The organism is Mycobacteroides franklinii (genome assembly GCF_002013895.1).
In the GTDB taxonomy this organism is placed as follows: Bacteria; Actinomycetota; Actinomycetes; order Mycobacteriales; family Mycobacteriaceae; genus Mycobacterium; species Mycobacterium franklinii.
The window spans coordinates 56,772-73,632 of sequence record NZ_MAFQ01000008.1 but is presented as its reverse complement, the minus strand read 5'-3'; the positions used below and the strand labels follow the sequence as shown (position 1 = coordinate 73,632).

At 63.2% G+C, this 16,861-nt stretch carries 21 protein-coding genes; 9 read left to right on the top strand and 12 right to left on the bottom strand.

What is annotated here, in order from left to right; genetic code table 11:
* Nucleotides 1–47: 47 nt before the first annotated feature.
* Nucleotides 48–281 carry a hypothetical protein gene (locus B4393_RS14840; RefSeq protein ID WP_162291742.1) on the bottom strand — a complete coding sequence of 78 codons (234 nt, stop codon included), beginning with the start codon at nt 279–281 and terminating at the stop codon, nt 48–50.
* Between B4393_RS14840 and B4393_RS14835 the strand changes: the two genes are divergently transcribed.
* The gene (locus B4393_RS14835; RefSeq protein WP_078281697.1) at nt 249–632 is read left to right on the top strand and encodes a PaaI family thioesterase; all 384 of its coding nucleotides are present in this window, start codon (nt 249–251) and stop codon (nt 630–632) included. The genes B4393_RS14840 and B4393_RS14835 overlap by 33 nt on opposite strands.
* A 181-nt stretch (nt 633–813) precedes the next feature.
* The gene (locus tag B4393_RS14830) at nt 814–1,863 is read left to right on the top strand and encodes an LLM class flavin-dependent oxidoreductase (protein ID WP_062655119.1); all 1,050 of its coding nucleotides are present in this window, start codon (nt 814–816) and stop codon (nt 1,861–1,863) included.
* 47 nt (nt 1,864–1,910) lie between these two features.
* Here the strand turns inward: B4393_RS14830 and B4393_RS14825 are convergent, their stop codons facing one another.
* The 3 genes from B4393_RS14825 to B4393_RS14815 form a co-directional block, all read right to left on the bottom strand.
* On the bottom strand, nt 1,911–2,375 hold the full coding sequence (locus B4393_RS14825) for a DUF6188 family protein (RefSeq protein ID WP_062655118.1): 465 nt from the start codon (nt 2,373–2,375) through the stop codon (nt 1,911–1,913).
* A gap of 75 nt (nt 2,376–2,450) precedes the next feature.
* Nucleotides 2,451–3,122, bottom strand: a complete 672-nt coding sequence (locus tag B4393_RS14820; protein WP_067992207.1) for a TetR family transcriptional regulator — start codon at nt 3,120–3,122, stop codon at nt 2,451–2,453.
* Complete coding sequence (locus B4393_RS14815) at nt 3,119–3,577, bottom strand: PaaI family thioesterase (protein ID WP_218620378.1); 459 nt, start codon at nt 3,575–3,577, stop codon at nt 3,119–3,121. The genes B4393_RS14820 and B4393_RS14815 overlap by 4 nt, the downstream gene beginning before the upstream one ends.
* Before the next feature lie 155 nt (nt 3,578–3,732).
* Here B4393_RS14815 and B4393_RS14810 point away from each other — a divergent pair, with 155 nt between their 5' ends.
* Together B4393_RS14810 and B4393_RS14805 are read left to right on the top strand one after the other, a co-directional pair.
* Nucleotides 3,733–4,419: a TetR/AcrR family transcriptional regulator gene (locus tag B4393_RS14810; protein ID WP_067992211.1), complete on the top strand. Its 687-nt coding sequence runs from the start codon at nt 3,733–3,735 to the stop codon at nt 4,417–4,419.
* Between the two features lie 485 nt (nt 4,420–4,904).
* The gene (locus B4393_RS14805) at nt 4,905–5,702 is read left to right on the top strand and encodes a coiled-coil domain-containing protein (RefSeq protein ID WP_067992214.1); all 798 of its coding nucleotides are present in this window, start codon (nt 4,905–4,907) and stop codon (nt 5,700–5,702) included.
* Nucleotides 5,703–6,010: 308 nt separating this feature from the next.
* On the opposite strand, the gene B4393_RS14800 is transcribed toward B4393_RS14805, so the two are convergent.
* The 6 genes from B4393_RS14800 to B4393_RS14775 all read right to left on the bottom strand — a co-directional run bounded on the left by B4393_RS14800 (nt 6,011) and on the right by B4393_RS14775 (nt 11,144).
* Nucleotides 6,011–6,637, bottom strand: coding sequence for a hypothetical protein (locus B4393_RS14800; protein ID WP_083000307.1), 627 nt, complete (start codon nt 6,635–6,637; stop codon nt 6,011–6,013).
* Nucleotides 6,638–6,888: 251 nt separating this feature from the next.
* Nucleotides 6,889–7,641, bottom strand: a complete 753-nt coding sequence (locus tag B4393_RS14795; protein ID WP_043985060.1) for a helix-turn-helix domain-containing protein — start codon at nt 7,639–7,641, stop codon at nt 6,889–6,891.
* On the bottom strand, nt 7,638–8,474 hold the full coding sequence (locus tag B4393_RS14790; RefSeq protein ID WP_070953156.1) for a TIGR04255 family protein: 837 nt from the start codon (nt 8,472–8,474) through the stop codon (nt 7,638–7,640). The genes B4393_RS14795 and B4393_RS14790 overlap by 4 nt, the downstream gene beginning before the upstream one ends.
* A gap of 218 nt (nt 8,475–8,692) precedes the next feature.
* Nucleotides 8,693–9,151 carry a transposase gene (locus B4393_RS14785; protein WP_131822210.1) on the bottom strand — a complete coding sequence of 153 codons (459 nt, stop codon included), beginning with the start codon at nt 9,149–9,151 and terminating at the stop codon, nt 8,693–8,695.
* A 78-nt stretch (nt 9,152–9,229) separates the two neighbouring features.
* Nucleotides 9,230–10,813, bottom strand: a complete 1,584-nt coding sequence (locus tag B4393_RS14780; protein WP_067992223.1) for an ATP-binding protein — start codon at nt 10,811–10,813, stop codon at nt 9,230–9,232.
* 133 nt (nt 10,814–10,946) lie between these two features.
* Nucleotides 10,947–11,144 (bottom strand): helix-turn-helix transcriptional regulator, encoded by a 198-nt coding sequence (locus tag B4393_RS14775; protein WP_062657835.1) that lies wholly within the window; start codon nt 11,142–11,144, stop codon nt 10,947–10,949.
* A gap of 168 nt (nt 11,145–11,312) precedes the next feature.
* Between B4393_RS14775 and B4393_RS14770 the strand changes: the two genes are divergently transcribed.
* Nucleotides 11,313–12,482, top strand: coding sequence for a tyrosine-type recombinase/integrase (locus B4393_RS14770; RefSeq protein ID WP_067992226.1), 1,170 nt, complete (start codon nt 11,313–11,315; stop codon nt 12,480–12,482).
* A gap of 227 nt (nt 12,483–12,709) precedes the next feature.
* On the opposite strand, the gene B4393_RS14765 is transcribed toward B4393_RS14770, so the two are convergent.
* Both B4393_RS14765 and B4393_RS14760 read right to left on the bottom strand, forming a co-directional pair.
* Nucleotides 12,710–13,897 carry a tyrosine-type recombinase/integrase gene (locus B4393_RS14765; protein ID WP_078334767.1) on the bottom strand — a complete coding sequence of 396 codons (1,188 nt, stop codon included), beginning with the start codon at nt 13,895–13,897 and terminating at the stop codon, nt 12,710–12,712.
* Nucleotides 13,890–14,417, bottom strand: coding sequence for a helix-turn-helix domain-containing protein (locus B4393_RS14760; RefSeq protein WP_157901280.1), 528 nt, complete (start codon nt 14,415–14,417; stop codon nt 13,890–13,892). Before B4393_RS14760 ends, B4393_RS14765 begins: the two co-directional genes overlap by 8 nt.
* A gap of 105 nt (nt 14,418–14,522) precedes the next feature.
* Here B4393_RS14760 and B4393_RS14755 point away from each other — a divergent pair, with 105 nt between their 5' ends.
* The 4 genes from B4393_RS14755 to B4393_RS14740 all read left to right on the top strand — a co-directional run bounded on the left by B4393_RS14755 (nt 14,523) and on the right by B4393_RS14740 (nt 16,799).
* Nucleotides 14,523–14,747 carry a helix-turn-helix transcriptional regulator gene (locus B4393_RS14755; protein WP_078334765.1) on the top strand — a complete coding sequence of 75 codons (225 nt, stop codon included), beginning with the start codon at nt 14,523–14,525 and terminating at the stop codon, nt 14,745–14,747.
* Nucleotides 14,744–15,565, top strand: a complete 822-nt coding sequence (locus tag B4393_RS14750; protein ID WP_078334764.1) for a hypothetical protein — start codon at nt 14,744–14,746, stop codon at nt 15,563–15,565. Before B4393_RS14755 ends, B4393_RS14750 begins: the two co-directional genes overlap by 4 nt.
* 84 nt (nt 15,566–15,649) lie before the next feature.
* Entirely contained in the window at nt 15,650–15,907 is a 258-nt protein-coding gene (locus B4393_RS14745; protein ID WP_394334244.1) for a glutaredoxin family protein, read from the top strand.
* A gap of 106 nt (nt 15,908–16,013) precedes the next feature.
* A complete protein-coding gene (locus B4393_RS14740; protein WP_078334763.1) occupies nt 16,014–16,799 on the top strand; it encodes a TRM11 family methyltransferase in 786 nt (261 codons plus the stop codon).
* Nucleotides 16,800–16,861: the final 62 nt, after the last annotated feature.

Genomic DNA, 16,861 nt, shown 5'->3' with positions numbered 1-16,861 from the left:
CCCAGTCGACGCCGGCGCAATTCTTCAGTCGTGTGGTGAACCACGCGCTACGAGGGTCTATTTAGGAGGGTTTCGTCATCGAAGAGCAAGCGGAAGAAGATTCGGCCATCGCATGGTGGCATAGCTTTCAGGATCGTGCTGTCGCCGCCGACGGCGACTACCTTGATGCGCACCACCCGTGGTGCCTTGGTTGCGGCACAGACAATCCGCACGGTCATCGCCTGCGAGCGCGTCGGCATGGCGACGGGGTGGGTGCCAGGCATATCTTCGACGGCAGACATCGCGGCGCACCCGGTATCGCACATGGCGGCGCAGTCATGACCGTACTCGACGACATGGTGGGCATGTTGCTGTACGTCGTCGGTGAGATGGCCGTCACCCGCAGGTTCGATACCGAGTTCTACGCGCCGGTGTTGCTGGGGGTCCCCTACGAGGTCAGCGCGGAGCTGGTGTCCAAGACCGGCCGGAAACTCGAAGTCCGGACAGAATTGCGCGAGGAGACTACCGGTCAGCTAGTCGCGTCCGCCTCAGGGTTATTCGTCGTCGTCACGATGGCGCACTTCACTAGTTCCATACAGAAGGCGACTTCGACACCCTGCATTGTGCGGTCACCCAGGGAGGGAAGATGCTGAGCACCAGCCTTGGAGGTGGCGCACGGCTGGCCGCGCGCGTTCCACGTCTCTTACCCCGCTCGACGCAAACATCATCAACGCACTCATGTACCTGGTCGCCGAGGATCACCTCCACCAGACGGCGGCCACGGGTCAGCGCCGTCGTATTCGACGGCCCGCGCCCGCGCACAGGAGACCGGTCATGAGCACCTACGGCCTGTCGGTTCTCGGCGCGGATTTGAAGTCACTGGCCCAGACCGCACACGCCGCCGATGCGGCCGGGTTCGACGCCGTATGGGCCTCGGAGTTCTACTCCCGGTCGGGTTCGATCTCCATGGCCGCGATGGCCAACTGCACACAGAACTGCCGGATCGGTTCCTCCATTCTCTACGGCGTCGGCCGAAGCCCCCTGGTGCTGGCCACCGAGGCGCGTGATCTCGACGAACTCTCCAACGGACGGCTGGTGCTGGGCATCGGCAACGGCACCAAGCGGATGATGAGCGACTGGCACGGCGTGCCCGACACCTCCGCGCCCGCGCTGCGGATGGAAGAACTCGTGATGCTGCTGCGCCGGATATGGAACCTGCATGAAGGCCCGATCCATCACGAGGGTCGTTTTTACAGAATGAATCTCACGCCGACCGGCGACGTGGGACCCTCCAGCCGGCCGATCCCGATCGTCACCGCCGGTGTCCGGCCTCGGATGTGCGAGGCGGCCGGGCGGGTGGCCGACGGGCTGGCCGGACATCCCCTGTTCACCACCACCTACGTCGAGGAGATCGTCCGGCCCGCTATCGCCAGGGGTGCCGCGCACACCGGCCGCGACCCCAATGACGTGGAAATCATTTCCATGGTGATGTGCGCCATCCACGACGACGCCGAGGTCGCCAGGCGCGAACTGGCGCAGCAGATTGCGTTCTACTCCTCGGTCAAATCCTACGAGACGGTACTTGATGTGAACGGCTTCGCCAGCGAAGGCCGAACCATCCGGGAAGCATTCGCCCAGCGCGATTTCCCGGCGATGTTCGCCGCGGTGTCCGAGGAGATGATCGACACCATGGGCGTCGCGGGGACGGCACACGAGGTCCGTGAACAGCTGAGACGCTACGACGGCGTCCTCGACCACATCATGCTGTATTCACCATCGGTTGGCATCGCTCCCGAGCGCGTGCAGCAAAACCTCGACAGCATCATTCGGGAATGCTCGCCCGCCTCGATGTCGCCAGGGCAGTCCGGTCCACGTTCAATCTGATCCACGCATTGCCGCCGAAGTTGACCCGTCCCCGTCCGCGGTCGCATTTAGTGCGTCTGTCGCGCCGACCCCGCCGACGGTTGTGCGGCGTTGTTGAGGATGTTGGCGTCGTCGCTGTCGGGGAGGTCGTGGCGGACCACGCGTACCCGCCCCCGGGGTAGGCATGCCATGTAGCCGTGGCGCTTGCCGTACAACTCCCATGCCGTTTCCTCGGAATCGGGGTCGACGTCGATGCTGTGTCCACGCGAGAACCTCAGGTGTAGCCCTCCATCGTCGCCGGACCAGGCCTGAGTGCACACCGCGCCGGCGAGGTTCAACAACGGGCGTTCGTCAGTCGCGATCTTGAGTGGATCGATGCGTACCGCTTCTGCGGGATACGGGTCGACCGCAGGCAGTGTCAGCAGCAAGGGGCACGAGATGACAATCTCGTTGTAGTCGTCCAGGTCCAGGACCAGGCCGTCGCGCACGGAGACGCGTTGCACGACACAATTTTCGATCCATTGGGTATACATGGCACTCTCCTTCGCCGCGTCATCGAGCCTCGCCCTAAGGGTACTTCAGGTAGCGCTGCGATACTACTAGTATCGTTATGCGGTTTCCGCGGGTCGTGCGCGGCTGGTCACCACGCGCCGAGTGGCCAGGTCGATGCGTTCGCGAGTATCGGCGGCCGACGCTCGGTGGCCACAAAAGGCCACGAGGTTGGCCAGCCACACGTCGGAGATGATCGCGGCGATGTGTAAATCGGCTGGAGTCGGTTCGCCGCCCCTGAGCGTGCGGGCCAGCAGGGTCTGAATTTCGGCGGCGGCGCAGTCTAGTTCTGCGGCTGCCCGGGTGTCTGCAACGGCGAACGCTCGTGTCATGGCTGATGTCAGCCAGGGATCGCGCTGCCAGCGGTCATGTAGGTGTGTGGTGAGACGTTCGAGCCGTTCCAATGGCGTGCCGTCACCGCTAGCCCAGTCGTCAGCCGAGTCGAGTCGGCGAAACTCGCGCGATAGCGCCGCCACCAACAAGTTGGTCTTCGCCGGGAAGTGGCGGTAGAGCGTGCCGACGGCGATACCGGCCCGCTCGGCGACCGACCGCATCTGAACCGCCTCATAGCCACCTGACGTGGCCACGAGCAGGGCCGCGTCCAGAATCGCTTCCCGGCGCTGGGTGGATGAATGCGAGGCGGGCGCTACAGCGGTCCGCGTCCGGCCGCCGGCTGATTTTGCCTCCAGCGGTCGGGTTTTGCCATGGCTGCGAGAAAGGGGGAGCGTCATGGTCGCCCGTCGTCGAGGCCGCCGTGACGTGAGAACTGTTCGAGAAGGCCGCCAAAAGCACTGACGTCGCCGTGCGCAGCGAAGTGATCCTGGCTGACCGCGACAAATACCGCAGTGGCGGTGAAGCGGTTGGCCCCATCGGAATCAGTGCCCGTCGCCATGACGTGCAGAGCCCGTCCTTCGCGGCACCGGATGTGGGCGGTGATCCTGTGGGGTTGATGCAGAGGTACCGGCCGCAGATACTCCACTGTCAGGCTGCGAGTCACCGCTGGTGTGCCGGCGATCCACAATGTGAATCCCAAGACGTCATCGCACGCCGCCGCAACTGCTCCGCCATGGGCCAGCCCAGGAGCCCCGATGTGGCGCTCGTCGAAAATCACGTCGGAGTACACCGCGTCGCCGCGGCGGTGCACCACCAACTGCAGTCCGTGGGGATTGTCGGGGCCGCAACCCATGCACGTTGTCGTGTGCGAAGGTAACCGCTTCGGCAGCGACGCGCTTTCCGGCACAATCACGCTCCAATACTATCGGTTTCGCTTCGATACCGTTAGTACCACACTGCTAGACTGCCAGGACAGCATCGCGTGAAATCGACCGCCGAGGTGAATGAGTGAGCGACAGTCAGCCAGCGCCGGTCCCTGACGATGACGTGGACCCGCGGCGAATCCGGTCTCGAAATCGACTGCTGGATGCAGCCGCGACCCTTCTGAGCACTGGCGGCGTGGAAGCCGTCACGATCGATGCCGTCACCAAAGCGTCCAAAGTGGCCAGAACCACGCTTTACCGCCATTTCCAAAGTTCGTCGCACCTGCTCGCAGCCACGTTCGAACGCTTGCTTCCCCAGGTGGCGACTCCGGTACCGACCAGCGGCCCTCTGCGTGACCAGTTGATCGAATTGCTAAGCCGCCAAGCCGCTCTTTTCAACGACGCGCCACTGCATGTCACGACGCTGGCATGGCTGTCCCTTGGTCCCACCGGCCCGACGAACGAAGCCGATGATCGACACACATCCGGCGCGTTGCGGGCCCGAGTCGTCGACCAGTACCGGCAACCGTTCGACGCCATACTCTCTAGCCCGACGGCGCAAGCCGAGTTGGAGAACTTCGACCGAGAACTGGCGCTGTGCCAACTGGTCGGCCCACTGGCGTTTGCCCGGATGACCGGGATTCGCGGCATCACTCACGACGACTGCGAGAACCTCGTCGATGGCTTTCTCGCCGCCCACTGCAAGAGCGACGATGGCGAGACCAAGCGCGTGAAGGCCGCCAGTCTGCATGCAGGGCGACCGCTCGCATAGCCCTCTAGCGGCAACGAGTTTCACTGCGCCCAGTCTGGCTGGTCTTCGAACTTTCCTCTGCACTCCAGTCACGTCGGCGATGGCACCGGCGAAATGTTCGCCGTCACTCGCTAGGGGCCGTGCACGCAGATCGCAGGCATGCCCACGACGACTATGTCGGGCCAGGCGACGTGAACCGCCTCAGCGTTCGCAGTGCGGTTGCTCGCGTTGAGACCCCGTAGCACTTTCGTCAATGGCATTGCGGATCGATGCGTGTTTATCGTCCGACGAAAAGTGATCGTGCTGGCCCCAGAGTGCAAGAGGTGTGTCGGAATTGGAGGAACTGGCTGGCAGGGATGGCTTGGTGGCAAGCGGGGCGGGTTACTCGGCAGTGACGACAGCGGCCGGGGCGCGCCATCGGAAGTGACGCTGAGCGACGCGCGGAACTGAGACGAATGTGGCTGTGGTCGTGGACGAAACCTCGTGTTGCTTCGTAGGTTGTCGACATGACTGCTGTGTCGAAACTGGAGGCGCGTCGTCGCGCCGTCGAGGCGCAACGCCGAGCGAACGAAGTGCGAGCGCAGCAGGACCGTGCCAACGCCGATGACGCGACCGCCGTTCGGGCGTTGATCGGACGCCTGCAGGATGTGGACGAATGGCAGGCCCGTCGCGTCGCGCAGTCTCGCCAGCAAGCGGAGGCGGAGGCGCAGCGCAGGCGCAGCCGCTATTACGCGGAAGCCTGTGCATCGATCAAGGACATGCGGGAACGTGGCGCGACGTTGGCGGCTATCGCCGAGCTGGTCGGTGTTGATGTCAGAGAGATACGCGCGCTGCTGCGCAGCAAGGCGGCGAAAGCCGTTAAGAAGCAACCGGCTGCGCGCGCTGATGCATGGCGCGACGCTCGTGTGGACACGGAGTGGCCGCGGTGCGTGCGATGCGATGTGTTGATGATGGATCCTGAAGACAGGCCACGTCGCGGACGCTGCCGGCTCTACTGCTCGGACACGTGTCGGCGCGACTCATCTGCTGCACGCATGGCTGCCGAGCGCCACGGAACGCCGATCCGCGTCGTCGAGGTGCCGAGGGCCGGTTCCGCGACCGACCTCGCCCTGACGCCTGAAGATTCACCGGCTCCTGTCCCTGTCAGCGCGCTCGACGCCGCAGACATTGCCTCCCGGGACGAGCGGGCGCTGTGCACGCTGCTAGCGAGGCTCACGGAACGGGCACGGCACAAGGACCTCGACCGAGCGACTCTGACGGCGGCGCGTGATCTCGCCAAAGCTGTTTATCCGTATCGCGCCTGAACGGCTCAGCAACCGTATCGATCATCTGGTCGTCAACGCCCGTTGTGCCCGCGTGATGCGCGCTGCGTAACCTGGGTCACGTGGCAGATAACCCGCCAGGCAATCGATGTGCGTCCTGCGCAACATCGGCATCGGCGTTGCCGAGCGCCCTAGGGCGGATCCGTCGCCAGTGAGCGCAGTCGCTCGTAACCTGCCTTCTGACTCCGCGATCCGGCCGGGAGCGGACCGCGGCGTGCTTCGATAGGTACGTGGGGCCACCCTGTCCGAAATCAGCTGTGCGATTGGTGAGGCGGACACCCCGAGTGGGTCTATGCAAACCGTCCGCGCTCGAGAGTCGGCGCTTCGATGGGTACCGACGCGCGATAGAGTCGCACGGGGCATTTGTCGACCGTGAGGAAATGGATTGGTTCCCAAGTAATCCCGGCGGCGTTCAATGACTTCCGATGGGACTTCCATTCGTCGCGAAGCGGTTTCTTCTCCGACGGTCCGAAGCGGACGTCTGTCAGCACGAGTAGTCGCACACGCTTCGGATACAGTGTGGTCCCCTCGACGATCTCCAAACGAAGCTGTTCGACGTCATCGCACCAGTCCTGCGACTTCTTCGCCTTCGAAATGAGTTTGCGCAGAGCTTCGAATACCGGACCGGCAAGCGCATCGTGCACAGCAGGCCGGCCAAGTTTGCTGGCAAGGCGCTGTCCGAGAATGAGCTCGTCCTCAATCGAGGCGAACCCCACGACCGGTTCCTGCGCAGCGAGCAAACCCTTGCTGACCGGAACGATCGCGCGCAGGTCCACGGCCCAAACCGCTCCAGGAACCGGAGGCTCACTTAGCCAGACGTAGTCGGAGAGCTGATGGTCTTTGATCTGCTGGACCTTCTCCGTCGAAAAGACTGAGATGTCGCGTACCGGGCATGCCTGCACCAGCGGATGCCGCATCCCGGGACCGCCCGCAATGTCGCAGGTCTGTGACACCACCGCGGCATACCCGCTGTCACTCAATGGTGCTGACCGAGCACGCACCTCACCCAACGCTCCATCGGCAGCGGGTTCTCCGGTTACAGGGTCGTCTACCCACGCTGGGACGATCCATGCGCCGCGATCCATCGGGAGAAGATGCCCTTGCCGCCACCGCTCCAGAGCGAGAAGCGTGTGCGGGGGCCATCGCTCCGGCAGGAGTCGATCAATAGTCACCGGGCGAATCCGTCCTCGACGTTCTCGGTCACCACCGGACCACCGGTTCGAATGATCGGTGTCTCGACGTGTTCGGCGATCCCCTCGTATACCGAAGTGCCGATCTCTCGCCGAGGGAACGGCGTCCGATCCACAGCCAGGTCAACGAGGTCGTCGAACCGGCCGTCGAGTAGTGCGGAGGCTCGCTTCTTGTCGGCACGCAGCCACCTGTTCATCGGCTGGTCCAGTGTGCTGCGGAGGTCGTCGACGGCGTCCGCCAACTCCCACAGTCCACCCAAGCTGGCTACACGGGGCCGGCTGGCGGGGGGCTTTGCCGCCCACGAGTGGAACGTGCGCTTGTTGATGCCGGTGGCCTTGAACATCTCCTTCTGCGTTAGGCCCAGTTCGGCTCGGATTCGTTCGAAGGCATCAAGAACATCGACCGTCTCGTCGACCTGTTGCTCGTCGGACAGCACCGTATCGATGAATGTATACGGCATCGTCAACCACAGCGCCGAGCCCGGAAGGTTCATCTGCCCGTCGAGACTCTTGAAAACTTCGACGCGAACCTGATCCCATCCGCACGGGTCGAGGGCTCCAGAGAAATGCGCGACGACATCCCGCAACCCCGGCGATGAACTCATCTCCACGAACGTGCTGGACCAGAGTCCGTCCTCGCAAGGGGCCGGGTACAGGCCCTTTTGTGCTCGGGCCCAGGAAGGTGACCGGAGCACGCGGGAGCCGGTCGGCTGCTGCTCCATGATCGTCATTTCGCGCTCCCTTCTCGAAGCTCTTTCAGGTAGGTATCGGTAACCGACGCCTGAAAAAGTGACAACGAAGTGCGGTTCAGCCGCTCCGCTGAGATGACGACCTCTCGCACGTCGAACGTGAATGAGGAGTGGCGGAACACGTCCGTATCGAGTAGATACTGCACGCACTTGCCCGAATCATCGCGAACTGGTCCATGCCGCAGCAACGCGCCGTGATGATCATCAAGCCGGATCTCCACCTGCTGTTGAGCACCTCGAACACTGCCGCCGAACACTGGGTTAAGCACAGGGCCCAGAAGGGTGTCGTCGATCCGGCCACGCCAAGCCTCTGCAGAGTTGAACCCACTGTCATGGAAGCGGTCGACGTACCGCAGACCGATGCGGTGCACCAACGATGGCTTGACTAACCGTCCGAGAGATTCGACCAGAACGGTTAGCGGAGCCTTCATGCTGGTACGCCACCGCTCGTAGCGGTTGACCTGCATGATCAGGATGTCGGGCATGAGCGTGACGTGTGCTCCGTCCGCGGAAGCAATTTGCCACCCACTGGACTCCGCTGCCACCTGGGAAACGCCGTTGGCCCCGAAGTCGATCCTCATCTGCTGTTGGACGGTGGGTTGAATGCTCGGGAAGTCCACCCCCGTGTTCTCCACAAGGTCGTCCCGGAAAGCAGCGGCGACCTCCGGTGTGATCTCGTCGGTACGGGCGGTATACCGGATCTCGATCACTGCGACTTCGAGGGGAGCGTTTCCGAGCAGGGTCGGATCGGCCGAGGGCAGCCCCCCCAATGGAACGTCCTCAGCTGGGCGAAGTGTGTGTGGATCGATGGTCATACTGTCCTGTCCATAGAGATGCACCTTAGATGCACCTACCGACAAGTGTAGGCGCTATCGTCAGAGATGAGGAGCAGGAGAGGCAGCGGCCCCCGGTCCGGAAATAGCGAACGCGGCTTCAAGGGATCTATGCGCCGCTCGATCGCATCTCGTCTGTCGACACGGGAGTGCGAAAGGCCATTTCGAAGCGGATGGTGCCGCCGCAAAACGGAACCTACCTAAGGACGGCTTAGGCGCAGTGTGCTGCTCTGCCGCCGTTGGGCCGGCCCGCACGCCGTCAGAGAGCCATTTGCCCTTCCAACACCGTGGGCTGTCAACGCGGCGATCTCGGCAGGTAGGTCAGCCACGAAGCGGAGCTCCAGTTCGTCGATTGCGTCTCGTCGCGCCGCTTCGAGAAGCAGGGTCGCATCGTCACGATGGGGGAGAACTCCGTGATCGCGCGCATAGCGATCTGTGACGGTATCGATGAGATCGTCCAACGAGGTGGTGAGAAGAAGCGCATCGTCGCCGGCGTGGCGCTCTGCGAACTCCTCGCGGCGTTCGCTGGACCATGTTGCTGGATAAGAAAGATCTGACAGATACAGCTGCTTGATGGCCGCCTCCAACTGGCCTGACCACCCGTAGTCAGGCCAGTCGTGGATGACCGCCTGGACGATCGCGTCGAATTGCGTGCTCACGAAGACCACTCCTCCCGTTGAGGGACCTGGTCCAGATTCTGCCCGATGGTGCCGACGCCGCTAGCCCGACAAGCGCGGTCACGACGCCTCGACGTCTAGATCGTCGGCTGAATGACCCTTCGGGACAGTCTGGCGGTGCGCGGGCAGCTCTTGAACAGAGGACGACTGCTCCCGCGGAGCCGAAATGCGCGAGGGACGCGAGGATTGCGAGTGTTGTTTGGCCGACACATCTTTGTAGGGCGGGTAGACGGTCCACAACAGGACATTCCGATGATTTCGAGCGCCATCGTCTTCGATCGCCCAACCCAGACTCCGTAGCGCGGGTGCGTGCCGTCGTAGGACGGCCGTGACATCCCGCCCGTTCCGGGGCCACTCCTTCGGCCTGCGCCAGGTGTCGCCGGTTGGCGTGACTGTCGCCAGCAGGTCGCCTCCGGACTTTGCGACGAGCGGTTCCCGGATGTGCAGCCGTAGCTGTTCGATGAACGGGTCGGCGGACAGGCTGTCTTCGGAGAGTTGATTGGCGCGTGACAGGTAACGCCGGAAGCCATGGGTCGACAGAATCTCGTCAACGGCCGCCAGCGTGCGACTGAAGTCCGCCATCCGTGGCGACACGTCGACCGAAATGGTTTCCAGCCGTTGATGGACGACGGCGGCCAGATCGAGAAGCCCGCCCAAAATCCCTGGTAGAGCCGTGCGCCACTGTTGTCGCATCGTGGCTTCCGGTTGTCGCATGTGGCGATCAATGCGTCGCAGGTCGACAGTCGCCAGTCGCTCCGCGAGGTCGGGCCGCACTGCTCCGACGTCGATGCCGTTGATGATGACGCACCGCCGAAATTTGATGACTGCGAGATCGGAGTCTGTGTACAACGCCCGTTTGACGTTGCCGTCGCCGGTGGCGGCGCGGCACAGAGAATCCGACAACCACGGCGAGATAGTCGACAGGTTGTCCAAGGCAACGACCCACGAACCGGAGGCTGCAGTGACCCACGAGTCGGCGTCACGCGGTGCCTGCCGCAGGGGGACCGGTGACGGGTCGATGAGATCGACCAGCATGCGCGTGGTTGTGCTCTTGGCGCTGCCCTGCTCGGCGAACAGCGCCAAGATCGGGTGGGGGACGTCCGTCTGGACAAGAGCGGCAACGAGGGCAGCAAGGAGGACCGGTCGGTCTTCAAAGTCGACGTTGACGAAATCCCAGAGCTTCTCGACATTCCCGCCCTGAGCCGGCAGCGGCATCGCCCCGGTCAACTTGGTACGCAGAAAGCGCACAGGTGCCCGTTCGGTGAGCGTCCACCGGCCCTGTCGGATACGAATCGTCTGGACATCGGGCCGTCCGGTGTCGATGTAAATGGTGCCGTCATCGTCAGCGACGCGGAGGTTGAGGCGTTCGGGCGGCTTCGTGGCAGCCAAACCTTCGAGGATCAGGGTGGCGTCAGTCAGCGCCTGGCCGCCGGCGACCGCGCCGGTTTCGGCGAAGTACCGTGCGGCGAGGTCGGCGCGTAGACCGGCCTTGCCGGCGCGGAGCAGCATCACCAAGTGCGGGCGGTCGCGGTCAGCGCCGAACGGCTCGCCCTCTTCTGAGAGCCCGAGCAGGTAGCGTTCCTGTGCCATGCTGACCAAGCGTGCGGCTACCGACTTCTTGTCCGTCTCGGTGTTGTCGCTCATAGGATTTCCTGCATACGGTGCTTATGCAGGCTGCGTTGACGAGCTATTCTCATGTGGAACTTCCGTGTCGGATGATCAGGTGGTTCGAACAAAGACCTCGGCTAGGCCCCGGGGTCTTTTTCGTGGGTGCGGTTCACGCGGCGTCTCCGCCTCCGCGCCGGGTTGCGCTTTCTTGCTCCGAGATCCATCGCAGCACTTCGTCGCGCCGGTAGACGACTCGGCGGCCCAAGGTGAAACTGGCCGGTCCGATGTCGCAGTGGCGCCAGTAGCGGAGAGTTCCAACGGGAATGCCGATGATGTCTGAAACCTGTTTGGCACTCAGTAGATCCATGTAGCTGCTCCTCAATAGTGGGTTCTGTCAACGAATCCAACGGTGGTGGTGGCGCCCTGCATTTGTCCACCAGTACCCTCAACTTCGCCTATAAATTGGCTCCAGTCGAACGATTTCGTCGGCTGTCGGTGGTCGGTGGGAATCTGGCACCCAACGGAGGTGGCTCACATGCAGCGACGAAACCGCCGCGCCGGCGTCGAGGACAGGTGGCGTCGATCGGACGGGACCCCTGCCGCGCGCAATGGCAAAGGGCGCCGATGGTTGGCCCGGTATGTCGATGATCAAGGCGGTGAGAACACCCGTTCGTTCGACCGCAAGGTGGACGCTCAGGCCTTTCTCAACGAGATCACAGCCGCGCAGACGATAGGAACCTATGTCGCGCCAAAAGCCGGGCGCATTACCGTCCGTGAATTGCACGCCAAGTGGCTTGGTACCCAGGGCCATTTGAAGGAGACGACGGTTGCGACACGCGCGTTCGCATGGTCGGGCTACGTCGAAGGCCGGTGGGCCGCGGTCGCAGTAGCCGACGTGCAATCGTCGGATATCAGGGCGTGGGTGCAGCAATTGGCGGCGGGTGGAGCCAAACCGGCCACCATCGAGAATGCGCTTAGCGTCCTGAGACAGATTCTGGAGATGGCCGTCGACGATCGACGGATCCCCCGCAATCCGTGTATGGGAGTGAAGTCGCCGCGACGACAGCACCGAGCACGGGGCTACCTGACGCACCGGCAGGTGGAACTTCTGGCCCGCGAGGTCGGCGAGTACGCCATCGTTGTTCGATTTCTGGCCTACACCGGGTTGCGCTGGGGCGAGATGGCAGCGCTGCGGGTGGAGTCATTCGACATGCTGCGTCGCAGGGTGAATATCCGTGAGGCGGTCGCCGAGGTGAAGGGACGTGTGGTGTGGTCGTCGCCGAAATCCCACGAACGTCGCTCGGTGCCGTTCCCGGCGTTCCTGGCCGAGCCGCTGGCCGTGCTCATGATGGGTAAGCGGCGTGAGGACTTGGTGTTCACATCGCCAGGAGGAGCACTGCTGCGAGTGTCGACGTGGCGGCCGCGGGTCTTCAACGTGGCCGTCCAACGTCTCCAGGCAGCAGACCCGGCGTACCCCACCGTGACACCGCACGACCTTCGCCACACGGCGGCGTCGCTGTCGATCAGCGCGGGGGCCAACGTCAAGGCCGTCCAGACGATGCTCGGGCACGCGTCCGCAGTCCTGACCCTGGACACCTATGCAGACTTGTTCCCGGACGACCTGGAGCAGGTTTCGGTTGCACTAGATGCGGCGCGGATGCGGTCTTTGGAATCCACTGCGGACCAGCTGCGGACTGGGAAGTAAGAAGGCCCCGACCAGAATTCCCGGTCAGGGCCTCTACCTGCGAACACACCAGTCGGGGTGGCGGGATTCGAACCCACGACCTCTTCGTCCCGAACGAAGGTTACACAGCTTGAACTGGGGAAACATCTGATTTGTTATCACAATATGAAACACGTGTTATAGCAGTTAGATAGGCATTTTCTTCTTCCAATCTGTCCAACGAATTCAAGGCGGACCAAAACTCTTGCCTACCCACTGCCTACCCGCCCCATCGACTCGACGGCAGCGTGCAGGGTGGCGGCGACTTGCTCCAAGTCCTCAGGGAACAGCTCGGCGTAGGTGTCCAGAGTTAGTGTCGCGGACTTGTGGCCGAGCATGATTTGCAACGCCTTGACGTTGGCTCCAGCTTGGACAGCCAGCGACGCCGCCGTATGGCGCAGATCGTGCGGGGTAGCGTCCGGGAAGTCCGTATGGGTAACTCCCTGCTCGTCCACTTCACGCAGAGACTTCACGCAGGGGTTCCAGATGCGGTCGCGCCACGTGTTGAGACGGAGTACCCCGCCCTCGGGAGCGGTGAACACCTGGTCGGCCCGCTTCTTCCCTTTGCACTGCACGCTCAGCGGCTCAATGAGGAACTTCGGCACAGGCACATGTCGCCTCTGTTTGCCTTTGGTAGGCGTCCAGTTGAGCTTGCCTTCGACTTCCGAGACCTGCTGGCGGACATAGACCTGGCGACGCAAGAAATCGACATCCTGCACAGTCAGCGCTGCCGCTTCCCCGAACCGCAGGCCGGTATAGACGAGGAACAACACCAGCGTGCGGTAGCGCTTGTCTATGACTCCCGCGAGTACCCAGGCTTGTTCATGGCAGAGGTACACCTTGGGTGGGTCGGTGCGGGCGGGGAGCTTGTGATTCCTGGCGACGTTCTCCGCCAGGCGTTTGTCGTCCACTGCCACTTGCAGTATCCCGCGCAGCACTTCCATCGCGGACTCGATGGTGGTGGGTTTTGCGCCCTTGTCCTGCATTTCGACCATCCAGGCTTTGACACCCGAACGCTGGACATCGCGGACAGTCCTATTGGACCACTTCGGTGCAACCCATGTGCGCCAAGCGGATTCGCGCCTGGCGCGTGTCCCGCCTGGCTTCTGGTGGGACAGATACTCGGCGTAGACATCGGCCACCGTGACCAGTCCAGCCTTCTCCGTGACGTAAGTGCCTGTAGTGAGCCGCGTAGTTGCGGCATCGCGGTAGGTCTCGGCATCGACTTTACGGTCGAACGCTTCGGTCTCACGCTCGCCGTCTAAGCCGATAACTGTTACACGCCAACGCTTTCCGCGACCATGGCGGGGCTTCTTCTCACCCGCCTGCTGCCCCCGTGTGTAGAACCATAGGTCTTCCAGGGCCACACCTGGCTTGCGCCGCTGTGGGTCAGCCATCCGTACCCTCCGTCGCGGGGGAGAGGGTCACCAGGCTCACATGCACCCGTGCGAGCACCTGCTGCAAGACGGGCGCGACCTCGGCGGGTGCTCGCAGTGGTTTGTAGTGGTCTTGAGTGTCCCAGAGGTATTCTGCCAGGTCAGAGGGGGTTTCCAGGTCGTTCCAGCCATCCCCGACGAACGCGCCATCCGCGACTACGGCAGCCGCCGCTTCGGTGAACGCCGACCCGTAGTCGCGGAGCGCGGATGCGGCGGCGTCCCGCTGCATGACGACGCGCTGCACCAGCTCCTCTGCAGTCACGGGAGCTATTTCGTCCAGTAGTGATCCCATGTCCACGCCGAGGGCACGAGCGATGTCGCGGAGTTCGGTCGCCCGCACCGGGCGGTTCCCTAGTTCGATGCGCCCGTAGATGATTGAGGCAAGCCCTGCCGCCGACGCGACCTCTCGCTGTTGAAGTCCGAGTGCTTCGCGTCGGCGGCGGAGGGCTGCGCCGAGGGCGCGGTCTTGAGGGTCGGCCATGCCGACCAATCTATACCCAATCATCCAAAACGGACAGCACGTCCAAAGCGTGTGCTACTATCTAAAATAGATGGTTAGTCCACAACGGATTTTCAAGGAGGTGAGATGGCACGGAACAAAGCAGTGCTAGCGGAGGAGTTTCTGACTCCCGCCCAGGTGGCAGGCCGGTTGCAGGTAAGCCGCCAGACGCTCTCGTACTGGCGTTCGCGGAACACCGGGCCGCTGAGCATTCAAGTCGGCTCCAGCGTGCGGTATCCGAAGGACGAATTTGAGGCTTGGCTGGCCATGCGCACTGAGCGGTCGGCTCGGGGCGAGCGGGTCTCGGCATGACCACACCACAGCTCGACATCGCGACCGCCGCGCTCCACGGCCTGATCGTGTCCGCGCGGCACGAGAACTCCGGCGGCATCGCCGCCGACCTGCTGGCGCAGCAGCAACAGGGGGGCGTCGAGGGCCAGAAGCCTGAGTTCGTCGCCGTGGAGTACCGCCTGTGGCAGAACAACAAATATGCGAGCAGTGGTAGGACACCAAGCACCGCAAGGCATTTCAAACACGGTGATGCTGTCAGCAGCGACATCAAAGATGTGCTGCGCGAGTCTGGCAGCCTGGCCGAAGTGCTGTACCGGGGCCGCGACGCCGAGCTGGCCGAACGGACGATGATGTCCCACCGGGGCGGATACGAGCTGGCAGGGGCACACGGGCACGAGCGTCTGCTCAAGCACCTCACCCCGCAGGGTGACATTGATCTGCTGTCGGACGTGACGCCCGCGCACCTGCGGGAAGCCGTGCGGCGAAAGACCACACGGACGGGCTGGGTGTTCGAGGCGCTTAGTTGGTGGACAAAAGACAGGATGTTCGGGCCTGCTCGTCAAACCGTGCTGCGCGGTGTCACACGGACGGACACCCTCGCAGTGATCGGCGTGCTGGGCGACTCGATGACCGCCGAAATGACTGGCACTGAAGCCCAGCAGCTCGTGGACCGCGCGGTGGAGACGCACCAGCTCGTGGAGGAGCTGGTGGGCAAAGGTCATCCTTCCCCATGGGCCTCGAAGATGGCACGGAACAAGACCGGCGTCGAGATGCCCGAGCTGGTCGCGGCCGAGATGGTGCGCCGCAAGAACATCGAGAACGTGCGGGTCTCAGCCTGAGTAAGGGAGGGTGTTGCCGACCCGACAACGGGTGCGGCACGCGGGGCTCGTGACCCTGGCATCCACGACGTATCAACGCTTTTGATGCACAAGGAGAAACACATGTCTGTCGTCGTGTACACAAAACCTGGTTGTCCGCAGTGCACTGCGACGAAAAGGAAACTCGCGGGTCTGCATGTACCACATCGCTCTGTGGACGTGACTGGTGATCCCGCAGCCCGCGCCACGGTGGTGTCGCTCGGGTACACGTCGCTTCCGGTGGTGCTGCTTCCTGACGGTCGGCACTGGAGTGGCTTCTCTCCGGACAGGATTGCCGAGTTGGCGAACGCGAAAGCTGCTTGACCACAAAAGACTTCCCATCAATCCCGATGGGACAGAAAGAAGAGACCCGCCGCTGGGAGGCAACCCAAGTGCGGCGGGTCTCAACAAGAAGATAGGAGCAGTCTACATGACTGTATTGGCAGAAACCATCACCGACCTGGACTGCGAGGTGGAACTAGACCCAGCTCTACGGTCCTACCGGACGATGCAGGAGCTATTGGATGACCTGCGTGCGCGGGCAGACGAAGCACGTCGCGCGGCGGGAGCACTGCCCTGGACAATCACCAGCGTCGTGAACGGGAACAACGCTGACCTCATCGCTCACATCGCCCCGCTGTACATCCCACCGGGAAGTCTGGTCAGAGATGTCACGTGGGGGAAGGGCGCGTTCTGGAAGAAGATGGATACAGGCTCGATCAGCCTGGTCGGCAGCGACATCGCGCCCCATGTTGCTGTGGGCGACGTGCTCTTGGCTGACTTTCGAGCACTTCCGGATGCCGACGAAAGTGCTGACGTGGTGGTGCTCGACCCCCCGTACATTCATAACCCGGGCAAGCACCAGACCGACTCGCGGTACAACAACGCCGCGACGACCGGGGGTATGAGCCACAAGGATATTCGCGCCTTGTACGGCGACGGTATGGCTGAGGCGATGCGCGTTCTCAAGCCCGGTGGGCGCTTGCTGGTCAAAGGCAAGGACGAGGTGGAGTCCGGGCGTCAGTGCTGGTCTCATGCCGAACTCCGTGGGGACGCCGAGTCGATGGGTCTGTACGCGCGGGACTTCTTCATCCTCGTGCCTCCGGCACGCACGTCGATGAACCGTTGGAGCACGCAGAAACACGCTAGGAAGGTTCACTCGTTCCTGTGGGTGTTCGAGAAGAAGGTACCGAAGCGGGCGCGGCGCGCCGCGTGACCGGGAGGGTGCTGCCGACCGTCATGGTGCGGCACGTGGGGTTCGTGACCCTGGCATCCACT